The 22,501-nt window shown below is 38.1% G+C and carries 17 protein-coding genes; 11 read left to right on the top strand and 6 right to left on the bottom strand.

Annotated features, from left to right (window positions below):
• Window positions 1-32: 32 nt before the first annotated feature.
• From KO513_RS17270 to KO513_RS17255, 4 genes are all read left to right on the top strand, one after another.
• Window positions 33-1,049 carry an L-rhamnose/proton symporter RhaT gene (locus KO513_RS17270; RefSeq protein WP_215914498.1) on the top strand — a complete coding sequence of 339 codons (1,017 nt, stop codon included), beginning with the start codon at window positions 33-35 and terminating at the stop codon, window positions 1,047-1,049.
• A 115-nt stretch (window positions 1,050-1,164) separates the two neighbouring features.
• Window positions 1,165-3,702: a glycoside hydrolase family 2 TIM barrel-domain containing protein gene (locus KO513_RS17265; protein WP_215914497.1), complete on the top strand. Its 2,538-nt coding sequence runs from the start codon at window positions 1,165-1,167 to the stop codon at window positions 3,700-3,702.
• Between the two features lie 497 nt (window positions 3,703-4,199).
• On the top strand, window positions 4,200-5,504 hold the full coding sequence (locus tag KO513_RS17260; protein WP_215439272.1) for an MFS transporter: 1,305 nt from the start codon (window positions 4,200-4,202) through the stop codon (window positions 5,502-5,504).
• 27 nt (window positions 5,505-5,531) lie between these two features.
• Complete coding sequence (locus KO513_RS17255; protein ID WP_215914496.1) at window positions 5,532-6,692, top strand: mandelate racemase/muconate lactonizing enzyme family protein; 1,161 nt, start codon at window positions 5,532-5,534, stop codon at window positions 6,690-6,692.
• A 7-nt stretch (window positions 6,693-6,699) separates the two neighbouring features.
• On the opposite strand, the gene KO513_RS17250 is transcribed toward KO513_RS17255, so the two are convergent.
• The 6 genes from KO513_RS17250 to KO513_RS17225 all read right to left on the bottom strand — a co-directional run bounded on the left by KO513_RS17250 (window position 6,700) and on the right by KO513_RS17225 (window position 14,263).
• Window positions 6,700-7,488 (bottom strand): carbohydrate-binding family 9-like protein, encoded by a 789-nt coding sequence (locus KO513_RS17250; protein WP_215914495.1) that lies wholly within the window; start codon window positions 7,486-7,488, stop codon window positions 6,700-6,702.
• 1 nt (window position 7,489) lies between these two features.
• Complete coding sequence (locus KO513_RS17245) at window positions 7,490-10,792, bottom strand: DUF5107 domain-containing protein (protein WP_215914494.1); 3,303 nt, start codon at window positions 10,790-10,792, stop codon at window positions 7,490-7,492.
• Window positions 10,793-10,904: 112 nt separating this feature from the next.
• On the bottom strand, window positions 10,905-12,626 hold the full coding sequence (locus KO513_RS17240; protein ID WP_215914493.1) for a phytoene desaturase family protein: 1,722 nt from the start codon (window positions 12,624-12,626) through the stop codon (window positions 10,905-10,907).
• A gap of 106 nt (window positions 12,627-12,732) precedes the next feature.
• The gene (locus KO513_RS17235) at window positions 12,733-13,419 is read right to left on the bottom strand and encodes an SGNH/GDSL hydrolase family protein (RefSeq protein ID WP_215914492.1); all 687 of its coding nucleotides are present in this window, start codon (window positions 13,417-13,419) and stop codon (window positions 12,733-12,735) included.
• Between the two features lie 13 nt (window positions 13,420-13,432).
• Complete coding sequence (locus KO513_RS17230; RefSeq protein WP_215914491.1) at window positions 13,433-13,882, bottom strand: hypothetical protein; 450 nt, start codon at window positions 13,880-13,882, stop codon at window positions 13,433-13,435.
• Between the two features lie 96 nt (window positions 13,883-13,978).
• Window positions 13,979-14,263 (bottom strand): hypothetical protein, encoded by a 285-nt coding sequence (locus KO513_RS17225; RefSeq protein WP_215914490.1) that lies wholly within the window; start codon window positions 14,261-14,263, stop codon window positions 13,979-13,981.
• A 147-nt stretch (window positions 14,264-14,410) separates the two neighbouring features.
• Between KO513_RS17225 and KO513_RS17220 the strand changes: the two genes are divergently transcribed.
• The 7 genes from KO513_RS17220 to KO513_RS17190 all read left to right on the top strand — a co-directional run bounded on the left by KO513_RS17220 (window position 14,411) and on the right by KO513_RS17190 (window position 22,480).
• A complete protein-coding gene (locus KO513_RS17220) occupies window positions 14,411-15,550 on the top strand; it encodes a Gfo/Idh/MocA family protein (protein WP_215914489.1) in 1,140 nt (379 codons plus the stop codon).
• 268 nt (window positions 15,551-15,818) lie between these two features.
• Entirely contained in the window at window positions 15,819-17,357 is a 1,539-nt protein-coding gene (locus KO513_RS17215) for a hypothetical protein (protein WP_215439289.1), read from the top strand.
• Between the two features lie 87 nt (window positions 17,358-17,444).
• Entirely contained in the window at window positions 17,445-19,292 is a 1,848-nt protein-coding gene (locus KO513_RS17210) for a cytochrome-c peroxidase (RefSeq protein WP_215914488.1), read from the top strand.
• A 114-nt stretch (window positions 19,293-19,406) separates the two neighbouring features.
• Complete coding sequence (locus tag KO513_RS17205; protein WP_215914487.1) at window positions 19,407-20,522, top strand: fasciclin domain-containing protein; 1,116 nt, start codon at window positions 19,407-19,409, stop codon at window positions 20,520-20,522.
• Window positions 20,523-20,741: 219 nt separating this feature from the next.
• Window positions 20,742-21,605: a helix-turn-helix domain-containing protein gene (locus KO513_RS17200; RefSeq protein ID WP_215914486.1), complete on the top strand. Its 864-nt coding sequence runs from the start codon at window positions 20,742-20,744 to the stop codon at window positions 21,603-21,605.
• 97 nt (window positions 21,606-21,702) lie between these two features.
• A complete protein-coding gene (locus KO513_RS17195; RefSeq protein WP_215914485.1) occupies window positions 21,703-22,152 on the top strand; it encodes a MoaF-related domain-containing protein in 450 nt (149 codons plus the stop codon).
• Between the two features lie 130 nt (window positions 22,153-22,282).
• Window positions 22,283-22,480: a hypothetical protein gene (locus KO513_RS17190; RefSeq protein ID WP_215439299.1), complete on the top strand. Its 198-nt coding sequence runs from the start codon at window positions 22,283-22,285 to the stop codon at window positions 22,478-22,480.
• Window positions 22,481-22,501: the final 21 nt, after the last annotated feature.

The raw sequence follows: 22,501 nt of genomic DNA, 5'->3' as shown, positions 1-22,501 counted from the left end.
CGTAAGTCGGGTCTTAATTAAATATTCAAATTATGACTGAAGGAGTATTATTGGCGATTTTCGCTGGATTGATGTTGGGCCTTTATGCCCTTCCTGAAAAGTTCACTAAGGGTTTTAAGTATGAAAATACATGGAGTCTCTTTTTTCTCTTAACGATGTTCGTTGTACCTATTATTGCCTCTGTTACCTTAATTCAGGGGTTTGGGGAGATTTTTGGAAACATGCCAACGGATATTTGGGTAAAAATGGGACTTACCAGTTTTCTTTGGGGTATAGGGGTTATGATGTGGAGTAAGGCTATTAACCATATTGGGCTTTCCCTTGGTTTTTCCATTTTTATCGGGACTATTATTTTGGTAGGTTCTCTACTACCTTTCATAGAGGATGGATTACCTCCTTCCAACGTGTTGACCTATATTTTGGTAGGTATCTTAGTGGTATTATTGGGAGTTATCTTAAATGGTAAAGCTGGCCTTACCCGTGAGAAAGATGAAGCAAAAATGGCATCTGAGGGCACTCCGGCCAAAGGATCTATGGTTACGGGAATTATGATTGCTATTGTGGGCGGATTATTGGCTACAGGCTTCAGTTATGCCAATGCTGCCGGTAGACCTTATTTACACGAAGCAAGTGTAGCGCAAGGCAATGCCGATTGGATTACTGCCGTAGCGGTTATGTTCCCTATTTTTATTAGTGGAGGTATTGTTATGACGGCCTATTTTCTATGGCAACTTAATGCCAAAAAGGCTTGGGGAGATTTTAAGACACCTGCGTTTGGCAAAAACCTGTTCCTTATTTTAATTATGGCCGTATTCCATTATGCCGCATCTGCACTATTTGCATACGCTGCTTTTAAACTTGGAGCTTCTGGTAATACCGTAGGCTACGCTATATTTAATACAGCATCTGTGGCCACGGCAATTGTTAGCGGTTTGGTCACTAAAGAGTGGGTGAGTGCCTCGCCTAAAGCAAGGAACTTATTGTACGGAGGCCTTGGTTGTATGATTGCCGGAATTGTAATTGTTGCTTATGCCAATGGCTTGGGATAGAAAATAGTTTGGTTTAGGCAGTTGAAAATATTGTTTTTAGTAGTAAGTCCGGTTGTTTCTATTCCTGTTCAATCGGACTTTTTTTTAGTGCTGTTTTTTATCATAAGAATTACATATGAAAAAATACTTTTTCTATTTAGTAGGTATGGTTTTCCCGTTGCTGGCATGTAATGAGCAAGTATCAACTGAAGCTTCACCTCACACCATAACCGATTTTAATTTTGATTGGGAATTTCGCTTGGTTGATATAAACGGGCAAACGGCCGAGTGGAAGAATGTGAGGCTTCCTCACGATTGGAGCGTAGAGGCCTCTTTTGATTCTATAAACGGAGAAGGTGCTACGGGTTATCTCCCCGGTGGTACGGGAACCTACCGTAAAAAATTCCCTCTTCGGCTTAAGCCCGATGAAAAGGCTTATGTTTTGTTTGACGGGGTTTATAATAATTCGGAGGTTTCATTAAATGGAAAAAAGGTAGGGGAACACCCCTACGGATATTCTCCGTTTTACTATGATATTTCCCCTTATTTGAATTCAGAAAAAGATTCGAACATTATAGAGGTAAATGTAGATAGAACCCGCTATGCGGATAGTCGCTGGTATACCGGTTCGGGAATTTACAGAGATGTAAAACTTTTGGTGAAGAACAAGTTGCATATACCGGTTTGGGGCGTGTTTGTGACTACTCCAAAAATAGAAGCAGGGAAAGCCCAAGTATCTGTTTCGGTCTCAATTAAGAATGATTTTTCCGAAGGTAAAAAAGCGGAACTACGAACGGAAATTTACAATCAAACAGGTCAAAAGGTCAGTACTGAAATCAGCCCAATAACTGTTGATAGAAATGAACAATTTGTTCAAGGGCAATCCGCCGTCATTGAAAATCCTGTTTTGTGGGATATTGATGCTCCTTTTCTCTACAAAGCTGTAACCTCTATTATTTATGACGGAGAAGTTGTGGATCAACAAGAAACTAATTTTGGCGTACGGTCCATACGTTTTGACCCTAATGAGGGCTTTTTTCTTAACGGTAATAATAGAAAAATTAAAGGGGTTTGCCTGCACCATGATGGAGGTTTAGTAGGTGCAGCTGTTCCCGATGATGTATGGAAAAGACGTTTGGGCAAATTAAAAGAAGCAGGGTGTAACGCTATCCGTATTTCACACAATCCCGGTTCGGAGGCATTTTTAAATTTATGTGATGAAATGGGCTTTTTGGTACAGGATGAGTTCTTTGACGAATGGGATAATCCAAAGGACAAAAGAAAAAACATGAATGAGCAGAGTGTAGATGCTATAACTAGAGGATACACAGAGCATTTTCAAGAGTGGGCCAAAAAGGACTTGACCAATACCGTTTTAGCACATAGAAATCATCCTAGTATCATACAATGGAGCATTGGGAATGAGATAGAGTGGACCTATCCTAGAAATGCGGACGCCACCGGTTTTTTTAACAATATGGGATGGCAGGGCAATTACTTCTTTTCGGAACCACCGTTCTCCGTAGAGCAGATAAAGGAAAAATTGAATACTTTGCCCAAGGGGAAATACGATATAGGAGAAACCGCGAAAAAATTAGCAAAATGGACAAAAGAGCTGGATACTACACGTTATGTAACGGCCAATTGTATCTTGCCTTCAGCGAGTCATTTATCCGGTTATGCCGATGCTTTGGATGTAGTAGGCTATAGTTACCGAAGGGTAATCTATGATTATGGTCACAGAAATTATCCAAACAAAGTTATTATGGGAACAGAGAACCTTCCCCAATGGCATGAATGGAAGGCAGTAATGGAACGTCCGTTTATTTCTGGACTATTTTTATGGACAGGAATAGATTATATGGGAGAATCCAATGGAGGTTGGCCTAAAAAGGGAACTCAGAGTGGGTTGCTAGATCAGGCTGGTTTTGAAAAAACATCATACCACATGATGAAAACTTTATGGAACAATGCTCCACATTTACACATGACAACGCAGTCTTTGGAGAAATCTATTTATAAATTGAACAAAGCCGGAGAACCCATAGAAAAGAAAGAAAACGGGTGGGAAAAGGCGCTGTGGTTTTGGCACGAGAGTAATGAATATTGGAATTATGATTCTAACGAACTTACGGTTGTAGAAATATATTCCAACTGTGATGAAGTAGAATTGTTTTTAAACGATGCTTCACTGGGAAGAAAAAAACTAGCCAACTTTGACGACCATATTTACAAGTGGGCCGTTCCTTTTAGTGCTGGAGAACTTAGGGCAGAGGGATATATTGATGGAAAAAAAGTAGAGTCCCAAGCACGGATGCAGACTGCTGAAGCTCCATATGCCATAGAACTTTCTGCAAATAAAAGTGAATTATCTGCCAATGGGTACGATGTAGCTCACGTAGTAGCGCAAATAGTGGATAGTAAGGGAAATCCCGTGAAACATCTTAACTCCAAAATTTCTTTTTCCGTTACCGGAGACGCAAAAGTATTGGGTGTGGATAATGGTTCTGCAAGGAATGTTCAGGATTATAAATCTACCCAAATTACAACGGATAAAGGTCGTTGTTTGCTTCTCCTTCAATCCAATCTCAATTCGGGTAATATTACGGTTAATGCAGAATCGGAAGGTTTAAAAACAGGCCAATTCATATTGAAAATCAAAGCTGATAAATAATAGAGAAAGACGATAAGATGTTTTTAACGATTTCAAATTACGCTCTTGGCCTTTCAGTAATGATTGTGGGTGGGAAAAACGATAGTTCTGAAAAGGTTCCTATAACAGGGCTGTATTTATGATGAAGTATACCCTTCCTATGATTTTAAGTATTTGCTGTAAAGCAAAGAAGGGTAGTCAGTTTTACTTCTTAAAAAATGGATTTTAGTATAGTGAACAAATATAGAGGTCTACGGTTTTGAACTGTTGGTTATAGATGTGGCACTACTGGATTTATAAAGGAGATTATAAGAAGGACTTTTGGAGAATATTAAAAACATTAAAATGGAGCAAGGTGTAATAAGATAAATGTTAAAATTTAGTGTGAATATTTTTATCCCGAGAAATATTAATTGTTATCTTGACACTTTTTTAATTAGCGTTTAAGATTATACTGTTATAGTTTTTGAAATAGTAATTTTAATCACTCATATTTCTAAATAATTGAACCAAAATACATGATCGACTTAAACCAAAAGGAGAATTCTTCACGAAAACGTTACAATATACTGGCCATGATTTTTATTACGGTGGTCATAAATTATCTAGATCGAAGTAATATTTCGGTGGCCGCTTTTGCCATGAAGGAAGACATGGGGCTTAGCAATGTGCAAATGGGGTATGTTTTTTCGGCTTTTGGCTGGACTTATGCTTGTCTTCAGATTCCAGGTGGTATTGTTGCTGATAAACTCCCTACACGAATCTTATACTCTGCAATAATGGCTTTATGGTCCGTTGCAACACTTATACAGGGTATGGTAAGCTCTTTTGCGGCATTACTAGGCTTGCGCGCCAGTATAGGCGTATTTGAAGCGCCTTCCTACCCGATCAATAATTTAGTGGTTACCAGATGGTTTCCTGAAAATGAAAGGGCATCTGCTATTGCCGTGTACACATCAGGCCAATTCTTGGGGCTTGCTTTCCTAACACCCGTTCTTGTGGCTATCCAAAATTATTTTGGTTGGAGAGGACTCTTTATTATTTCCGGTATTATAGGCCTAGTATGGGCGGCAATATGGTATTTTTTCTACAGAAACCCACAAGACCACAAATCAATAAGCCAGAAAGAGTTGGAGTATATTGAAAAAGGTGGCGGACTGATTGGTAAGAACGATGTAAAAAAAGAAGAGAAGAAAAAATTTGATTGGCACGATTTTAAACAGGCTTTTATCTACAGAAAGTTGTGGGGGCTATATATTGGTCAATTTTGTTTAGGAGCAACCACCATATTTTTTCTTACCTGGTTCCCAACATACTTGGTAGAATTTAGAGGATTGGATTTCCTGAAATCAGGATTTTTGGCGTCAATTCCATTTTTAGCGGCCTTTTTTGGAGTACTTCTTTCAGGATTCTCTTCTGATTTTATGATTAAAAAAGGGTATTCCGTTGAAATTTCAAGAAAGACTCCCATCATTATTGGTATGTTGCTTTCTACTTGTATTATAGGAGCCAATTATACAGAGAGCACATTTTTTGTCATATTGTTTTTGGCCATTGCATTTTTTGGAAATGGTCTGGCCAGCATTGCATGGGTCTTTATTTCACTCATGGCTCCAAAGAAACTCATTGGACTTACCGGTGGTGCTTTTAATTTTATAGGCGGACTTGCAGGAATAGTTGTTCCCATAGTTATTGGGTATTTGGTAGAGGATGGAGATTTTAGTCCAGCACTATTCTTTATTGGTGGTATAGCATTGCTTGGTTTTATATCTTACACCTTTATTGTGGGTAAGGTTGAGCGTATCGTACCAAAATCAAAATAAACTCAAACACTAATAAATAAAAATTTTATGAAAATATCAGCTATTAAAACTTTTCCTATCAATGTAGGTTTTGGGAGCCAGTTGGTCGTTAAGGTCGAAACCGATTCAGGAATCTACGGTTGGGGCGCTTCGGGTCTTTCCGGAAGGGAATTAGCGGTTATAGGTGCAATAGAACATTTTAAAGGTTTCCTGATAGGTAAGGATGCACGGAATATTGGTGCACTTTGGCAAGAAATGTACAGAGGACAATATTTTGAAGGCGGAAGGGTGCTTACAGCGGCTATTTCAGCTATAGATATTGCACTGTACGATATAAAGGGAAAAGCTTTGGGTGTACCCGTATACGAGCTCTTGGGAGGGAAACATCGCGACCATGTAGACTGTTTTGCTTCGGTTCGTTTTAGAACACGAGAAGAACTTTTCGAGTATTCTAAAATATGTATAAAAGAGGGTTGGAACATGTTGCGTTTGGCTCCTGCAGAATTTGAAGCAGAAGGCGATAAGGAACTTTTTGAACCACGAGAATCTATTGCTGTTATAGCGGAATGGCTTACAGACTTAAGAAAAGAAGTCGGTTCTGCGGTAACCATTGGTATAGATTACCATACGCGTCTTACTCCTGCGCAGACCTATTCATTTATAAAACGTATGCCACCGGGAACGTTGGATTATATTGAAGAACCTATTCGCGATGAAAATCCAGAAGCCTATGAGAATCTTAGGAAAATGGTTGATATACCTTTTACGATAGGAGAGGAATTTTCAAGTAAATGGCAGTTTTTACCATTTTTAGAACGAAACTTAACTCAATATGCGCGTATTGATATTTGTAATGTAGGTGGAATTACCGAGGCGATGAAAGTAGCGAGTTTAGCGGAAGCACATTACATTGATTTGATGCCCCATAACCCATTAGGGCCTATATGTACAGCTGCTACCATTCACATGGCGGCTGCTAGTCCTAACTTTGGTTGGTTGGAAGAAATGAATACACCTGCACAATATATGGGTACGGATGCTCCGGAATTTTATCCGGTACGTCCTATTTTGGATGGACCAACTTATCCTGTATTGGATACACCGGGATTGGGAGTGGAGTTCGATGAGGAATTAGCTTTGGAAAAAGGTTTTAAACCTATTGAAATTCCAAGACTAAGACGCAAAGATGGTTCGTTTACCAACTGGTAACATATTTTTATTCAACGAATTCCATTAAGCCAAAACGGTTGGCTTGATGTACATTCTTGGAAATATCATAAATAGGGAAAATGGTTGAAGTAGACCGCCTGTTGCCCTTGGCATCATTACGGTCTTGCCTAATAGCAAGAAAAGCCCATCTATTACCGGGTTTAATCGTAACAACTTCACCAAGCTCACCAAAATTTGAATAAGGGATGGCCATTTCCATGGTCCATCCCTTATCAATATCAGAATTATCATTTATAGTACCGTTATAAGTAACCTCAACTTCAAAGTCTGGGTTAAAAGATTTGTAGACTACATCTTTTCCTTCTGTATAATCATTGAAATAAATGAAGTCGTTTACAGCCTTGTTGAGATTAAGTTCATATCCAAAATGTGTATCTAAACTATCGGGTGCGGTAATAAAAAATATTTCGGCACAATCATCAAAGTAAGGTCGTCCATCTCTTTTAGTTTCCCTGGCAGTTATATATTGGTCTTCCATTTCAAAAAATACATAGAACTTTTCTTTTCCCCAAAGCATTCTAAAAGTTGATTTTTGTTGGTCGGTAGGTTTTTCTATCCTATAAAAATAATCTAACGTTCGGGCTTCTGTTTTGGACCAACTTTCTTCATTCAGCTTTCCATCAATAGTCATGGGTTCGCCAGTTTTAAATACCTTGTAGATAACTTGTTCTCCCAAGAAAAGTTTTGCTTTCTCTTGGGCAAACAAACAAGTTGACAATAACGAGAGAATTACCAACACCCAGATTTTGGGGTGTGCTGATATAAAATACTCCATATTAATTTTGCATCATTACTTTAGCCCATAGATGATTAGGATAAATGTCTAACGCCTTTTGTAATTTCTTTTTTGATTCACTCGTATTGTTCAATCCGGCATTGCCCAAAGATTCCAAGTAGTAGGAGTTAGAAATAAATTTGTTGTTTGTTGCCGATGCCTCCTCAACAGCAATGAGGGTATTACCAGTACCATTTTCACGCATTGCGCTTCCTTTTTCAATTAAGCTTTGGAACATAGATGTAGCTTTTGCTGAATCTCCTAGTTTTTCAAAGGATTTTGCTTGAAAATATAAAAGGTTGTTCATACCTCTTCCGTTTTGGGCAGCGGCACTTTTTTGATAACTGGATTTTGCTTTTTTAGTATCGCCTAGCTGAGTATAGGCCTCACCCATATAATAGTAAATCATGGCGTTCTTCTCATCATGGGTGGGTTTCCCTACCTCAAGATTTTCTGGATAAAGTAATGCGCGTTCTAAGTGTGTAATAGCCTCTTTAGCCTTTTGGTCGGCTATGAGTTGTTTAGCTTTTAAAGTGTGCGCATCAACATAGTGCCAATAGGTTTCCCTGCCGCCTTCCCAAGTTCTAAAGTGATGCTCGTCTAGAAATGCAATTGCTTTATCATAATCACCGGCAAGGTTAAGTAGCTCTACATAGGTTTTAGGTGCATCCACATCTTCTTTGGCAATGGAAAGGTTACGCTCTAGAATGTCTAGGTTTTTCTTGAAATCGGCATCGGATTCATCATAATATTTAGAAAGTTCCGAATACCATAAGGGGTTTGAATTATCAAGAGCGATTGCTTTAGTCATGTAATCTATGGCCTGTGATGGATTTTTCTGGTGGTAGAAAGCCCCAAATGCCAGGTTACGCCAAACCATAGGAATACTTGTGTCTATTGCTCCAGCCTTCTGCCAATACATTAGTGCATCATCAGGTCTTTTATCATACAAAAGGTTACCTAAAAGATAAAAGGTAGTAGCATTATTGGCATCTATTTCCAATGCCTTGTTTAAAACAGTTTCGGTTTCCGAACGATATGGAAAAGCGTAATCCAAAGATGCTCTTTTTGCTGTTGAAATGGCATTGGTAGCTTGCTGGGAATTCCCAGATTCAGCATAGAACCAAGCCTTGTAGTACCCGGTAAGAGGGTTTGATTCATTTTTTATACTAGTTAACAAGGCAAGCCCATCTTCAATAAGGCCTGCGTTCATGTAATTGGTAGCAATCTCCAAATAATTATTTTCAGGATTTTGCATGCTTTTTTTCCATGAGTCCATTGAGCTACCACCTTTTCCCAACTCTATTTCATACAGTACAGAAAAATCTAGAGGGTCATAGGCAATTTGCTTTTCTAATATTATATTGGCGTCATTTTGACGGTTTAGTTTACGTAGTAAAGCAGCGTTCAAAACCACAATTCTTCCGTCTCTATTATTGGTTGAATAAGCTTCTTGAGCATATTCTAAAGCCTTTGAATAGTTGCCCTTTGCACTCTCTATTTGGGCCAGTTTAAAGTTACCTGAAGAGAACCATTGATAGTACCAGGTAGCTCTTGCAAAATTAGAATAGGCTTCTTCTTCATGACCCAAAGCTTGGTGAGCCATTCCCAGATAATAGAATATTTCACCTTCCAAAGGTTGATAGTATTTTATCTTTAATTTATCCGCAGCTGTTTGTAAATATTCTAGCGCTTCTTCATATTTTGTTTGTGTTATTCGGCGAATGCCCAAGGCAATATTGGTGCGATAATCCGTAGGCGATTTTTCTAATGCTGCTAAATAATAATCGTCTGGTTCTATACCGGGCCTTCTAAATTGTTCCACGAAACGGCCGGTTAAATAAAGGTCTTCAACTGTTTTTAGTTCTTCTGGTTTTTTTACTTTTTCTTGAATTTCAGGAAGCTGTGGTTCGGTTGGTTTGTATGGGGAATAGGATATAAGCTCACTGCCATTTACATCTTGGATGGTAACGGTAAGTTGATATTCATCTAAAGGTTTTCTGTTTTTATATGTACTTGTAAACGGATGGGCAGGGCCAATATCTATTGTTTTTTCTTCTAAAACGTTTGCACCGTTCTTTAGAATAATTTTTGCTCCTTTAAAATCTTTTGTTGTGTTAAAGCCATAAAAGACCGTTTTTGCATTTCGCATTTGAAGGGTGACGGAAGCATCTGTATTTGAATTTTTGACCACTTCTAAATCACGTACAGGGTACCAGTAGTTTTTTGCGTCTTTAACGGAATGGGGAAGTATCCAATTATAATCTGGTTGATTATTGGAAAAGGTCCCTGTCATTAATTCTACATATGCCTTTCCATCATCAGTTAATTTTCTTCTTGCATTTTGTCCTTGTAACCCTGGTCCAAATTGCCATAGTTTAGAGGCATTGTTCTCAAATGGGTCACCAACATGAACCGTTCCTGCTTTTTGTCCGTAATCATATCCACCTATAAATCCTTCTTTTATATCCCACATGAAAAATGAAACGGGATTAGGATGGTTTTTCCACCAAGTAAGGTCTACGCCTTCTTCGTAACTAGTACGCCCATAATCATCGGTTTTGTTAGATAAAGGCCATTTTATAAAACTGCTATTATTGTGGAATACTCCAATTTCTTGACTAGGAGGCCAAAACGTTCTAAAATCGTCGTTTGCCGTAATGGCAACGTTGGCCCAAAATAGAAAGGTCGTAGTTACATCACTAGTGTTGTTAATGCGATAATCAACCTCTATGTATGAACGGCCAGGCTTTAGGGTCATACCTACAACGCCACGCATATCCCTAGTTTTTTCGGTTTCTCCAATCCAAACTGTGGCACTCCCGTCTTCATTATTTATCATTCTATAATCGCTGGGGAGCATAGTAGTTGTACGGTGATGATGGGGAAAACACCATTCAATTCCTCCTGAAACCCAAGCACCCAAGGTGCCAATCAAATCAGGCTTAATCACACTGTTGGTATGGAACAATTCGTGACCGTTGGTCTTATCAATTGCCGAAAAAAGTCGACCACCAAATGCGGGTAACACCTTTACACGTATATATTCGTTTTCTAGGTATACCATGTCGTAGGTAACATCAACCAAGGAATCGCCCAATTTGGTTTGTGAGGCGTATGGGTAGACTTTACCCTGGGCACCTTGTACACCTCTACCCGTATAAAAAATGGGACTGACCTCGTCCGTGCCAATTTTATAGGTGGGAATTGTTTCTTGGCCCTCGTAAACTTTTACTTGTGCCTGGAGTTGATAAATGGAAAAAAATAACAGTAAGACTGAATAAAAATGATTTTGGTTCGGCATAATTTGTCTGTATAATAATGTTCTTCTTAAAATTAAGAAGTATTATTAAAATATGATAGAACAAATGGTCTGCCGAGTACAATAAATTGACAAAAACGACCTAGTATATATTTTATGTATTAATTTCTTCGCTTTTGCTTTTGGCCCGAGCAGTTTTGACCGCTATTTTTTTCAACATCCACTCAGGGTAATCTGTGGAATCTTCAGCCTCGTAAATTCTAATATGTTGGTCTTCTTGTGGTTTTTTAAGTTCATCTGGATCACATTCCAGAATTTGGGCTGCGGTATCTACACCTGAATGGGAAACTCCTGCTACGCCATGGGAAAGAATACTGGCCCCGCACAAATAGAGGTTCTTAATTTCACTTTTTGCTTTATAGGCAAACGGACCAATATGCTTTAAACTTTTTTCAGTACCATAGATATTACCGTCCGTGGTGTTCACGTAGAACTTATTGGTCAAAGGTGTGCCTAAGTCTTTCTGAATTATGTACTTGCTAATCCCCGGGATGGCTTTTTCCAGACCGTTTATCATTTTTTGCATCAATAATTCCTTAAAATCCAAGTATTCTTGTGAGCGCTCCTGGTTTTCGTTCTTAAACATCTCAAAGGCCTTGTAATCAACCAAGGTTATAGCCTCAATACTATGGTGTTTGCCGTCAAAGCTAGATGGGTCTTTTAAAGTAGTGCAACTAATGAACATTCCTTCAAAAGCATCTCCTTTTGAAATGTCCGATGCTAACATGCTATCGTAAAAATCATCCGTGTCCTTATTGGGCATCATCCAGATGTTTCCGGAATCCAGACCTGCCTTGCGCAAATCCATATCAACTATCAAGAACAGCATTAAAGAAGTGCTTGAGTATTTGGTGTTAGCGAGCTTCTTTTGAAATTTAGCACTTAAATTTTCTTTTCCCACTAAATCATTATACGTTATGCCCACATCGGCATTGGATACGATGGTATTGGCATAAAGCTGTTGTCCATTTTCCAGAACGACCCCAACTGCTTTTTTTTGTTGATTTCCTTCTAATACTATTTTGGTAACCGCAGTACTGGTGCGAAGTTCACCACCGTGTTTTTTTAACGTATTGGTCATTGCTTTAATTAGGGCCCCACCACCGCCCATGGGGTAATACCCACCTTGAAAGTAATGGTACATTAAAGCACTGTGCAGTACAAAGGGAACTTTTTTGGGTTGCACGCCGTGATCACCACATTGTATATTCAATATGTTTTTTAAAAGCGGATTTTTTATATGCCAACCTATAACTTTCCTTACGCTGAACATCCCATATTTGCCAAAATGTTTGGTTTTGAACGGTATGGTGAGTTTTTGCCAAAACCCCTTAAAGTAGGGGAGGGAATACAATTCTTCACTTACTTTTCGGGTAAGGTGAAGGTATTTATGAATTTGCTTTTTTTCTTCGGGAAACCTTGATGATAACCGTTCGATAAGTAAATCAAGATTAGCGGGAAAATCAAAACGTTCTTTGCCTATCCGTACATGTTCATAAGCATCCGGGTTCATTCTAAAAAAGACCAAATCGTTGGCAATACCTAAACCTCGGTATAGGTCATTGGTTGCTTCGCCCTCGGCCATCAGGCCCACATAATGCACTCCAGGTGTAAATCTATGTCCGTTTAGGTAAAAGCTGTGGCACCAGCCCCCAGGAACGTCGTGTTGCTCCAATACTATAACTTTCTTACCTGCCCTGGCCAAGCAAATAGCTGTGGCCAAACCACCTGCTCCAGACCCAATTATTATAGAATCATATGTGTTGGATGAATCTTGGGAATTTGTTGAATCGGAATTTTGTACTGTTTCTTGCATTTGCAGGTTTAAAGTGTAGGATTCAAAAATAGAATCACGACCGAAGATATGTATAAACAGCTATTTTTTTGTGTTCAGCACATGTTCCGCAGCAAATAAGTTTATTTTAATTATTCAAAGCTTGGGCAATAGCTTCTTCTACTAATGGTTCCATGACTTTGTAACCTTCAACCGTTGGATGAACGCCGTCCTTGGCATATTTCTTTGGTAAACCATTTCTTTCGTCCGCTAATGCAGAAAAATAGTCCAAATAAATATGGCCTTTTTTCTCGGCGAATGCCTTGATCATTTTATTCAGCTTAACTATTTTTTGAGCCGGTTCCATGCCGGGCTTCCACGGGTAGTCAAAAGCGGGAAGCGTAGAGGAAAGCACTACTTTTATGTTGTTGGCCGCGGCTATATCTGCCATAGATTTTATGTTGTCCATAATCATTTCTAAAGTAGATGGCCCTGTATTGCCTGCAATATCGTTAGTGCCGGCCAGAAGAACCATGACCTTAGGTTCAAGGTCTACCACATCTTGTCTAAAACGAACAAGCATTTGTGGTGTGGTCTGGCCACTAATACCTCTGTTAACATATGGTTTGTTGGCAAAAAACTCTGGACGTGAATTTATCCATCCTATGGTTATGGAATTTCCCATAAAAACAACTCTGTTTTCATTGGCGGCCGGTTTGGCCAGTTTTGAATTGGCGTCTTGAAATTGACTTAAATTTGGCCAATCCTGTCCTTTTATTCCATTGATTATTCCTAGTCCCATTAATAAAGCGAGTAACGTTGGTTTTAGTTTCATTGTGTTTGTTGAGTTATCTGTTTGGTGGGTTGTTGAATTCCTTTTTGTCCTCTAGTGTAAGCGGAACTTCTTCTAGGAACTTTCTTTGGGAAGGTTTTTGCATGAAGAGGTAGACCACTAAAAATATAGCAATGACCAAGAATAGAGCATTACCGTTAAACCCGTAAGCAATTATGGCCAAAAAAGCAGGACCTTCTATAAGAGCGTATTTTACAATGGTAGCCGCTTGATATTTTTGCATTTTTAAAAGAAGACTATCCGTTTTTTTTATGGCTTGCAATTGTTTTTTGAATATAAACTGACTCATGAAATAACCAAATGCACCTACAATGGGTATGACATAGATAAAGATGTCATTGGGGTCTGCATTGGCTATAAAAGTACCGTTGTTTAGGTATTTAAATGTCCCAAAGGCGATAATGCCACCAACCAGTGCCAAATGAATTATAGATAACGTTTTCAAATATGAGGAAGGTTTGGCAGACATTAAATTTCTAAGTTAAGAAGGCTTATAAAGGTAGCCTTTCAACTGGAAATATAAAAATTAATTGAGTAAGGGCTATATAAAAAAAACCCAATAGATATAGAATAGAATTATAAAGGTCAGGACTATTGATAAAATGTAAATCATGGTTTCAATGCGCAAGTTGTTTTTATGCTGCATTCTAATTTTCTGTTTCAGAATTGCCCATTCTGGGGCACTTAGTTTTTTGAATTCAACTTCCGTTTTACCCGTACCATTTTGACAAAGCTCCTTTAAGTCCTTAAAATTACGCTTCTTTAAAAGTGACCTGCTGGTTCTTAAACTCGTAATTGCATGTGCCATAAAACCTTCACCTGCCATATGTTATTTTTATGTATAGGTAGTTAATTCTTTCAAGATGTTACGGGTATTGGAAAGAATTTATTTTCTATTTTGAATTTGAGATGCTTCACTTTAGAAACCAATATTATCTGTATTTTAGGAGGGGAAATTTAAAAGGGACATAAAATGAAAAAAATATCAAGAAGAAGTTTTAATTCTAAACTATCAAAAGGTATCGCAGGAACAGCTGTTTTGAGCAGTGTTGGATTAGGTTATGGTTTTTCTTCGGGAAAGGAAAAGAAAAAACTGGGTATAGCTTTAGTAGGCTTGGGCAGTTACAGTAGCGGACAATTAGCTCCAGGGTTACAGGATGCCGAGAATTGTTATCTAGCAGGAATCGTGACCGGAACTCCGGAAAAGGAAAAGGTGTGGATGGAGAAGTACGGCATACCTAAAAAGAATGTGTACAACTATGATAATTTTGATTCTATTGCCAAGAATAAGGATATTGATATAGTCTATGTAGTGTTACCCAACAGTATGCACGCGGAGTTCTGTATTCGTGCAGCAAAGGCAGGAAAGCATGTTATTTGTGAAAAACCAATGGCCATAAGCGTAAAGGAATGTGATGCTATTATTGATGCGTGCAATGAGGCTGGAGTAAAATTATCTGTTGGTTACCGTATGCAATCTGACCCTTATACCAACGAAATTAAACGACTGGTAAAGCAAAAACCTTTTGGTAGCGTACGCTACGTTTCTTCCGATGCGGGATATATTTCTAGGGGAAATCCTGACCAATGGCGATTGAACCATGCGCTTTCCGGTGGTGGGGCATTAATGAATATGGGTGTGTACAGCATACAGAGTAACATATACGGTACGGGTCAAAACCCAATATCCGTTGCTGCACAGGAGTTTAGTTCTAGACCGGAGTACTTTAAGGATACGGATGAGAGCATTACCGCACAGATGGAATTCCCTGATGGAGTTGTAGGTAACCTATTTACTTCACATAATGCCAATGCCAATAGGCTTTTTGTGTCTTTTGAAAAAGGTTGGGCAGAACTTAATCCTTGCCATAATTATGGGCCGCTGAGCGGACGCACATCAGACGGAAAGGAAATAAAATTCCCGCACCAGAGTCAGCAAAAAGTTCAGATGGACGATTTTGCAAAACATATTATGCTGGGGACTACAAACTATGCACCTGGTGAAATGGGCAAACGAGATATGATTATTGTAGAAGCCATTTACAAATCAATTAAAGAAGGAGGAAAAAAGATTCCTTTGGATTTAGGTGATATGGGTATCGTTCGCGAGTAGGTTATTACAGAACTTAATAATGATAACTAGGATGGTGTAAAAGCCATCCTTTTTTTTATTTTATAATTCCATGTGGCATATTATAAATCCGTTTTTCATGCCAAAATCAGCTGCTATTTAGAATCAAAATAAATGGTAACGTTAAGCTAACGATTTAACACAAACTTGAACTTTAGTTTAAAGTATGACCACGGTCAGTTAACAATATTTGGGATTTGCTAAGATATTTTTGTTCAAAATTAGTATAACTAATAACCAAAAGAACAAAATGAAAACAGTATCTAAATTGTTATTACTAGCAGGTTTGGTAGCTACTACTTCCTGTGAAAAATTAGAAGAACATGTTGGGCATGGTGGTCCAAAAGAAGATGAAGGAACAATGTTCGAGAACAAATCGAATCTTGAGCCTTTAGTAGTAATGAATTCAAACTTTAACTTTGTAAAACCTTATTCTTTAATCAGTTCTACTGATATTTTAGAGGACGGTTTTCAATTGGTAGGTGCTCAAGATGGAGCCGGTTTCTTAAAAGAAGGTAACGGTTACATGTATATTGTAAATGCTGAAGATGATTATGCGGTTAGTCGTATCCATTTAGATAAAAACTTAAACCCTACAGGCGGTGAGTGGTTATTGAACTCAGGGGTTGCAGATTTCGCTCGTCAGTGTTCTGGTACTATGTGGGAAGCTGCCATTCACGGTGGTGCAAAAGATATTTTTCTTTCTGCTTCAGAAAGCTTTCACTATGATGTTAAAGGTATAGACCCTCATGTTGCCGTACCTACGCCAACTGCGGATTTTGGTTTAGATGCTTTAGGTGAGTTCTCATGGGAAAACGCTGTTCCTTTACCAAGAGATACGTATAAAGGTAAAACGGTAATTATAGGAGGTGATGATGACTCTAGCGGTTCGGAAGGTCAGATTACTCTTTATTACTCTGAAAATGGGGATGCCGATTTAACCAATGGTAAAATTTACGTTCTTAAATTAAAAGAAGTTGCTTCTGGTTCTACAGATGCAGACGGTAACCCGATTGCGCCAATGGCTGTTGAAGAAGGTGTTATCTATAACGAAGGTCAGTTGGCTTTTCAAGAAACATATGCTTTCGAATTCGTTGAAATCGAAAACGGTGCGGCTATGACAAAAAATGAAATGGAAGATGCTTGTGTTGCTGTAGGTGCTTCTGCTTTTATGCGTGTTGAAGATGTTGATTACCAAAAGGGTTCTGTTGACAATGCAAGAAATGTTTTCGTTGCCGTAACAGGAAGAGGTCCAGGAAGAGGTACTTACAACGATTGGGGTACAGCTTACAAATTGGAGCTGGATGAAGAATCTCCATTGACTGGAAAAATCACTCAGATTATTAGTGGTAATACAGATACGAATAACATGGATGGTAACCTTCCTGAGCTTCAGAGTCCTGATAACATTACGGTTACGGAGAACTTTGTATACCTTCAAGAAGATCCTAACTCTTTCGATAGAAACCACTCGGCCGCTATTTATCAAACGGATTTAAACGGAAACAATGCAAAAACAGTTTTGGAATTATTGATCAGAAATGATCTTGATCCATCAGGAAGCACTGGTTTCAGTGGAGAATTTGGTGCATTGGTAGATATCTCTGACAAGGTTGGTGTTGATGATACTTTCTTGTTGAACCTTCAGCCACACTACTGGCAGAATGATGATTACAAGAGCAAAGATGGTCACGATATGGAATCTGAAAACCCTGATGCAATTGCAGCAGGTGCTAGAGAAGATAACCAAGGTGGTCAAATCATTATCTTAAAAGGTTTGCCTAGATAAGACCTTACTATTTTATGGTGAAAGACCTCTATCTATTGATGGGGGTCTTTCCCTATTTTATAATTTTTGTTTCAACTTACTTCTGTTATGAATAAATTTCTCCTCTTTTTTTTATCGATATTTTGTATTCTTTCCTGTAAAAATAAAAATGAAGAACTAGCAAAAGTTGACCATGTCAAAACTACGGACTGGAGTTATGCACAAGAGTTCTATATAAAAAATATGACCAAGGCGGTATATTTGATTGATACCTTGAGTACAATGGATGCAGAAAGCGACGAGGCCAAAAAAATCTTCAAAGAGCTCCGTGTTGCCTTTAAAAAAGCAGAACCCTATGCATCATATTTAAACCCAGAAGTTGGGCACCGTGCCAATGGGCCCGCTTTACCCGTTTTTGCAGAAGATACGGAACGTATATTGAACCCTATAGGATTACAGAAAATAGAAGAGTCTATTTATGAAGGCGGTGAATCACCCGCCGTTTTTAAAAAAGAAACGGTTCTGACCAAAGGTTTAATGGTCAATTTATTGAAAAATGTTACCGAACGGGATTTAAGTGCCGAGCGTTTTTTTATAGCCACTCATCAACAACTTTTACGAATCATTAGTTTAGGTATTTCAGGTTTTGATACACCGGTAAGCGGTTTGGGACTTTCGGAAAGTGAGGTCTCGTTGCGAGGGTTGGAAGAGGTGTATGATTATACATTGCGTGATATCATACAGGTAAAAAATAGTGATTTAGATACTGAATTTCATCAAAATATAGCAAAAGCGGTCAGTTTTCTTCAAAAAAACAACGATTTCAACACTTTTGACCGTTACACATTTATACGGGATTATATGAATCCTATTACGAGAAATTGGGTCAGCATAAGAAAGGAAAGCGGACTTTGGAACGGTGTAGATAACAAACCCTTTAATTTTGATGCGCCTACTTTTTTTGAAAAGGATGCGTTTAACCTAACCTATTTTACGCCACCTATAAATAGAAATCCATCCGAAAAACAAATTGCTTTGGGCGAAAAACTGTTTTTTGACCCTAATTTGTCGCAAACGGGTAAAATGGCCTGTGTAACTTGTCACATGCCGGAAAAAGCCTATACGGATGGTATACCTGTGAATACGGGTAACAATGGAAGCCCTTTACAGCGTAATGCACCTACATTAATAAATGTTGCGTTTCAAAAAAGCTTCTTTTGGGATGGCCGTGCAGAGAATATTTTGGATCAAATTTCATCCGTATTCAATAATGAACAGGAATTTAATACAGGTGTGCATGAATTCTCTACGGACATATTAAAGGATACTACTTATCACGTTTTATTTGAGGAGGCTTTTGGAAGAATTTCCAATAGGAACACAGATATCATTAAAGCTATTTCATCTTATATATCTACTTTAAACGGATTTGATTCTAAGTTCGATAAGAATATGAGAGCCGAAGAAGATTCGTTTACTTCCCAAGAAAAATTGGGTATGAATCTTTTTATGGGCAAGGCGTTATGCGCTACATGTCACTTCATGCCGCTAACAAATGGAACAGTGCCACCATTTTATGCAGAGACCGAAAAAGAGGTCATAGGAGTTCCGGAAACGGCCGAAAACAAAATTTTGGATGACGACCTTGGTTTTTACTGGCGTTATAATAAACCTGAGCATTTGGGAATGTTCAAAACTCCTACCGTACGTAATTCGGAATTTACGGCACCCTACATGCACAATGGGGTGTACAATACGCTGGAAGAGGTTATGGATTTCTACAACAAAGGCGGTGGTGGCGGAATGGGCTTTGATTTGGAACACCAGACCTTACCTTTTGATGAATTGAAACTCACCCAAGAAGAACAAAAGGCCATTATAGCATTCTTAAAGACCATGTCCGATACAAACGTAGATGATGAAAAAACGGCCCAATTGGTTGTTGCCGAGCCCTAATTCAGTTTTTTTCATAGTTAGATTTAAAGTTTAGCTAACCTAGAATTAAACTAAGGCTAGGCTATGAATTTTAATAAAGAACTAATTTGTCGCCCAGATAAAACCGTTATGAAAATGATACGTACAACCCGCTTTACTAAAAATTTATGCATGCTCTTTTTGGGGGTGTCCATGGCTATAGGATGTTCCAAAGGAAGTGATATTTCAGATGATATAGAGAATGAGATTGGAAAAGAAGAGGACAAGACCGAGGAACCGGAAGCCGAATCTCCAAAGGAGGAGACACCAGAGGAAACCTTGTTGAATGCCGCGGAATTTATTAAATCCGTAGATAGTTTAACCATCTCTGCCAATGCGTTGGATACTATAGATGATTCGTTAGTAAACATGCTTTCCGATGAAAGCGAAAAGATTACATTTTTTGTACCTAGCAATGAAGCGTTTACAGGATTTTTAGCTTCTTTAAAAGAGTATACGGATGTTTTGGATTTTGATGAGGATTTGGAAAAGGAAATCCTTTCGCAAGTATTAAAATACCACGCCATTATTGGAGGAGCTAATTTTTCTACTGAACTTTCCAATGGTTCCATTTTAGAGACCCTACAATCCGAAGAAATTAAAATTACGGTAGATGGTGATGTGTATATCATAGATACTACGGAGATAGATGCTAGAATAACTGCAGCGGATATTGAGGTGGCCAATGGTGTTGTTCATATCATAGATAAAGTTCTTATACCCGAATCCGTTTTGGCAGATTTGTTCCCCAAAAGCACCTTGATTAATTTAGTGAACCAGACCGAGGAATTATCCTTGTTTGCAGAAGGTATTGCAGAAGCTGGTTTAGAAGATATATTTAACACGGGCGAGTATACGGTTTTTGCACCTACCAATACGGCTATAGAACAGTTATTCAAAACTTTGGGAGATGATTACAATTCATTTTCGGATTTTACCAATATTTTGGAGCAACAAGCGCTTAAAGAAATTATTTTAGGTCATGCCGTAAAAGAGGTAATTGCTCGTAATGACTTAAAAGTAGGCACATTGGCCACTTTAATTGAAGATGATTCGGTAGATGTTGTAGAAGGAGCCGCAGGTTTGGCGCTTCAAGATGCTTCTGAGTTTAAAGCTAGTTTTGTTGAATTTGATATTGAAGCTTCCAACGGGGTTATCCATACTATAGATAAGATTCTTATCCCTCAAAAAGCACTTTTGCTTATTAATTAAGCAAAGTTTCCCAAGATTCTTTTGAAATTTTTAAACCGCCCTATTTAGATGTTATGCATTGGAATAGGGCGGTTTTATTTTGATTTTTTGTTTGGTAAAGTTAATAGGCGGATTCAATGATTGGTTGGTAATACCTTTCTATGATGCTATGGTCCTTCTTTATTCTTAATTTCCCTATCTTCAATCTATAATCGATATTACAGTAGAAAAAAAAGACGGGTGATTGATATTCCCAACATAGCATTTGAAGGAGAGGAACACATTAAGGATTTTGATGTACTGACGATATCCGACTTATCGGCAAAAATAGATAGAGGTTTAGACCATGACCCTAAAAAGCCCCATCGTATCCACTTCTTTGCTTTGCTCGTCATTACTGAAGGGGAGGGGTATCATGAAGTTGACCTGCAAAGGTATCAGGTAAAAGTAGGTTCAGTATTGAAAATAGCGAAAGGGCAAGTGCATGCCTTTCAGCAAAAAATTGGCTATAAAGGTTTCCTTGTCATTTTTACAGAAGATTTTATTCTTAGATTTTTTTCAAAACCTTCAATTGAGTTCATTTCCCATTTATACAATTACCATATTTCTGACCCCTTGGTCCAAAGTTGTGGTTTAAATGATTTTTTTGTCCATCAATTACGGGAAGAATTACAGGTAGAATATAGTTATGGACAGCAGAATATTCTAGCCAAAATACTGGAACTGTACCTGTTAAAGTTAGAACGCATTTCTGGGGCTAAGCGAATCTCCAATCAGGATAGAGATTACTATCCGTTGTTTCTTCAATTCAAAAACCTTGTAGAAAAAGACTTTGCCACAACTAGAAACGTAAAGGATTATGCTTCTAAGATGCGTATCTCTACCAAGCATTTAGGGAAACTGGTTCATATTTTTACATTGAACACCCCTAAACATTTCATTGATCAGTATGTAGTTCTGGAGGTAAAACGTGCTATACTAAGTACGGATAAAAGCCTAAAGGAAATAGCCTATGACATGGGTTTTGACGAGGTAACCAACTTTACCAAATTCTTTAAAAAACACACAGAGGTAACTCCAAAACGGTTTAAAGCAGACTTGTAGATCTTTAATCTCATATTTACCATTCTTTTTCAACGATTTACCTACTCTATAGATGGGCATTTTGCCACTTTTGTACTGAACTTTTAAATCAAAGAAAATGAATTCAAAATTAGTAATCTGTATAGGTCTGGTCCTGTTTAGTGTTGGATCTAGTTTTGGTCAACACAAGACCCCCGAAGAAAGTAAATATCAATTTGGAGAGCCAGAACATTTTTTGGATGGTTATTCCTTTAATTTTCAATATCAAAACGGTACCGCTATTCATATGGAATTTGATGAAGGAAAAGCCAAGTATGAATGGGTTGCAGGGCCATCAAAAGGTAATGGAAACAAGGATATTTCCTATAAATCCCTTAAAATGGGAGACGAACTGTATATGGTAAGTTGGCATGAAACGGATTTAAAGGATTATTTGACCCTTGTTTTTGATTTTAAAACAATGACCGTCCACAACTCTATCATAATCGGTTATCAGAATAAACCAGAAAGAAAACTTAGAACAGTTTCTCAGAGTGGTATTATAGATCACCTGAAAATAAAGGAATAGGGGTATTCTTTTAGTTCATCATGGTGCCATGATTTTTAAGATGGATTCCCATATATACCATTTTTGTGCAGGGATTCACCTTTAACAGTGATTCGTGTTTTATAAACTTTGCACAACAAAATATTGTATTATGAGTCAAGTAGCAACATGCCCCACATGTGGGAGCAAATCTAAAGTAAAGGAAAAGGAAGGCGTTGTTAGCTATCAAGCAGTTCAAGACGAAGAGGCCTTTAAAAAAATAGGCCAGATGAAAAAGGCCATGGAAAAATTCAAGAAAAAAGCAGAAGAGCTAGAACAGGAGCTTGAAGCTTTAAAATTAAAAATGTAATCTACTTAAGAACATACAGTT

This window comes from Zobellia sp. B3R18 (assembly GCF_018860715.1).
GTDB lineage: Bacteria > Bacteroidota > Bacteroidia > Flavobacteriales > Flavobacteriaceae > Zobellia > Zobellia russellii.
The sequence above is the reverse complement of the archived record's forward strand: the minus strand, read 5'-3'. Positions and strand labels throughout refer to the sequence as shown.

What these genes read in the sequence shown, in the direction of transcription:
- KO513_RS17270 (WP_215914498.1), top strand. Translation starts at nt 33, where the DNA reads ATGACTGAAGGAGTATTATTGGCGATTTTCGCTGGATTGATGTTGGGC.
- KO513_RS17265 (WP_215914497.1), top strand. Translation starts at nt 1,165, where the DNA reads ATGAAAAAATACTTTTTCTATTTAGTAGGTATGGTTTTCCCGTTGCTG.
- KO513_RS17260 (WP_215439272.1), top strand. Translation starts at nt 4,200, where the DNA reads ATGATCGACTTAAACCAAAAGGAGAATTCTTCACGAAAACGTTACAAT.
- KO513_RS17255 (WP_215914496.1), top strand. Translation starts at nt 5,532, where the DNA reads ATGAAAATATCAGCTATTAAAACTTTTCCTATCAATGTAGGTTTTGGG.
- KO513_RS17250 (WP_215914495.1), bottom strand. Translation starts at nt 7,488, where the DNA reads ATGGAGTATTTTATATCAGCACACCCCAAAATCTGGGTGTTGGTAATT.
- KO513_RS17245 (WP_215914494.1), bottom strand. Translation starts at nt 10,792, where the DNA reads ATGCCGAACCAAAATCATTTTTATTCAGTCTTACTGTTATTTTTTTCC.
- KO513_RS17240 (WP_215914493.1), bottom strand. Translation starts at nt 12,626, where the DNA reads ATGCAAGAAACAGTACAAAATTCCGATTCAACAAATTCCCAAGATTCA.
- KO513_RS17235 (WP_215914492.1), bottom strand. Translation starts at nt 13,419, where the DNA reads ATGAAACTAAAACCAACGTTACTCGCTTTATTAATGGGACTAGGAATA.
- KO513_RS17225 (WP_215914490.1), bottom strand. Translation starts at nt 14,263, where the DNA reads ATGGCAGGTGAAGGTTTTATGGCACATGCAATTACGAGTTTAAGAACC.
- KO513_RS17220 (WP_215914489.1), top strand. Translation starts at nt 14,411, where the DNA reads ATGAAAAAAATATCAAGAAGAAGTTTTAATTCTAAACTATCAAAAGGT.
- KO513_RS17215 (WP_215439289.1), top strand. Translation starts at nt 15,819, where the DNA reads ATGAAAACAGTATCTAAATTGTTATTACTAGCAGGTTTGGTAGCTACT.
- KO513_RS17210 (WP_215914488.1), top strand. Translation starts at nt 17,445, where the DNA reads ATGAATAAATTTCTCCTCTTTTTTTTATCGATATTTTGTATTCTTTCC.
- KO513_RS17205 (WP_215914487.1), top strand. Translation starts at nt 19,407, where the DNA reads ATGATACGTACAACCCGCTTTACTAAAAATTTATGCATGCTCTTTTTG.
- KO513_RS17195 (WP_215914485.1), top strand. Translation starts at nt 21,703, where the DNA reads ATGAATTCAAAATTAGTAATCTGTATAGGTCTGGTCCTGTTTAGTGTT.
- KO513_RS17190 (WP_215439299.1), top strand. Translation starts at nt 22,283, where the DNA reads ATGAGTCAAGTAGCAACATGCCCCACATGTGGGAGCAAATCTAAAGTA.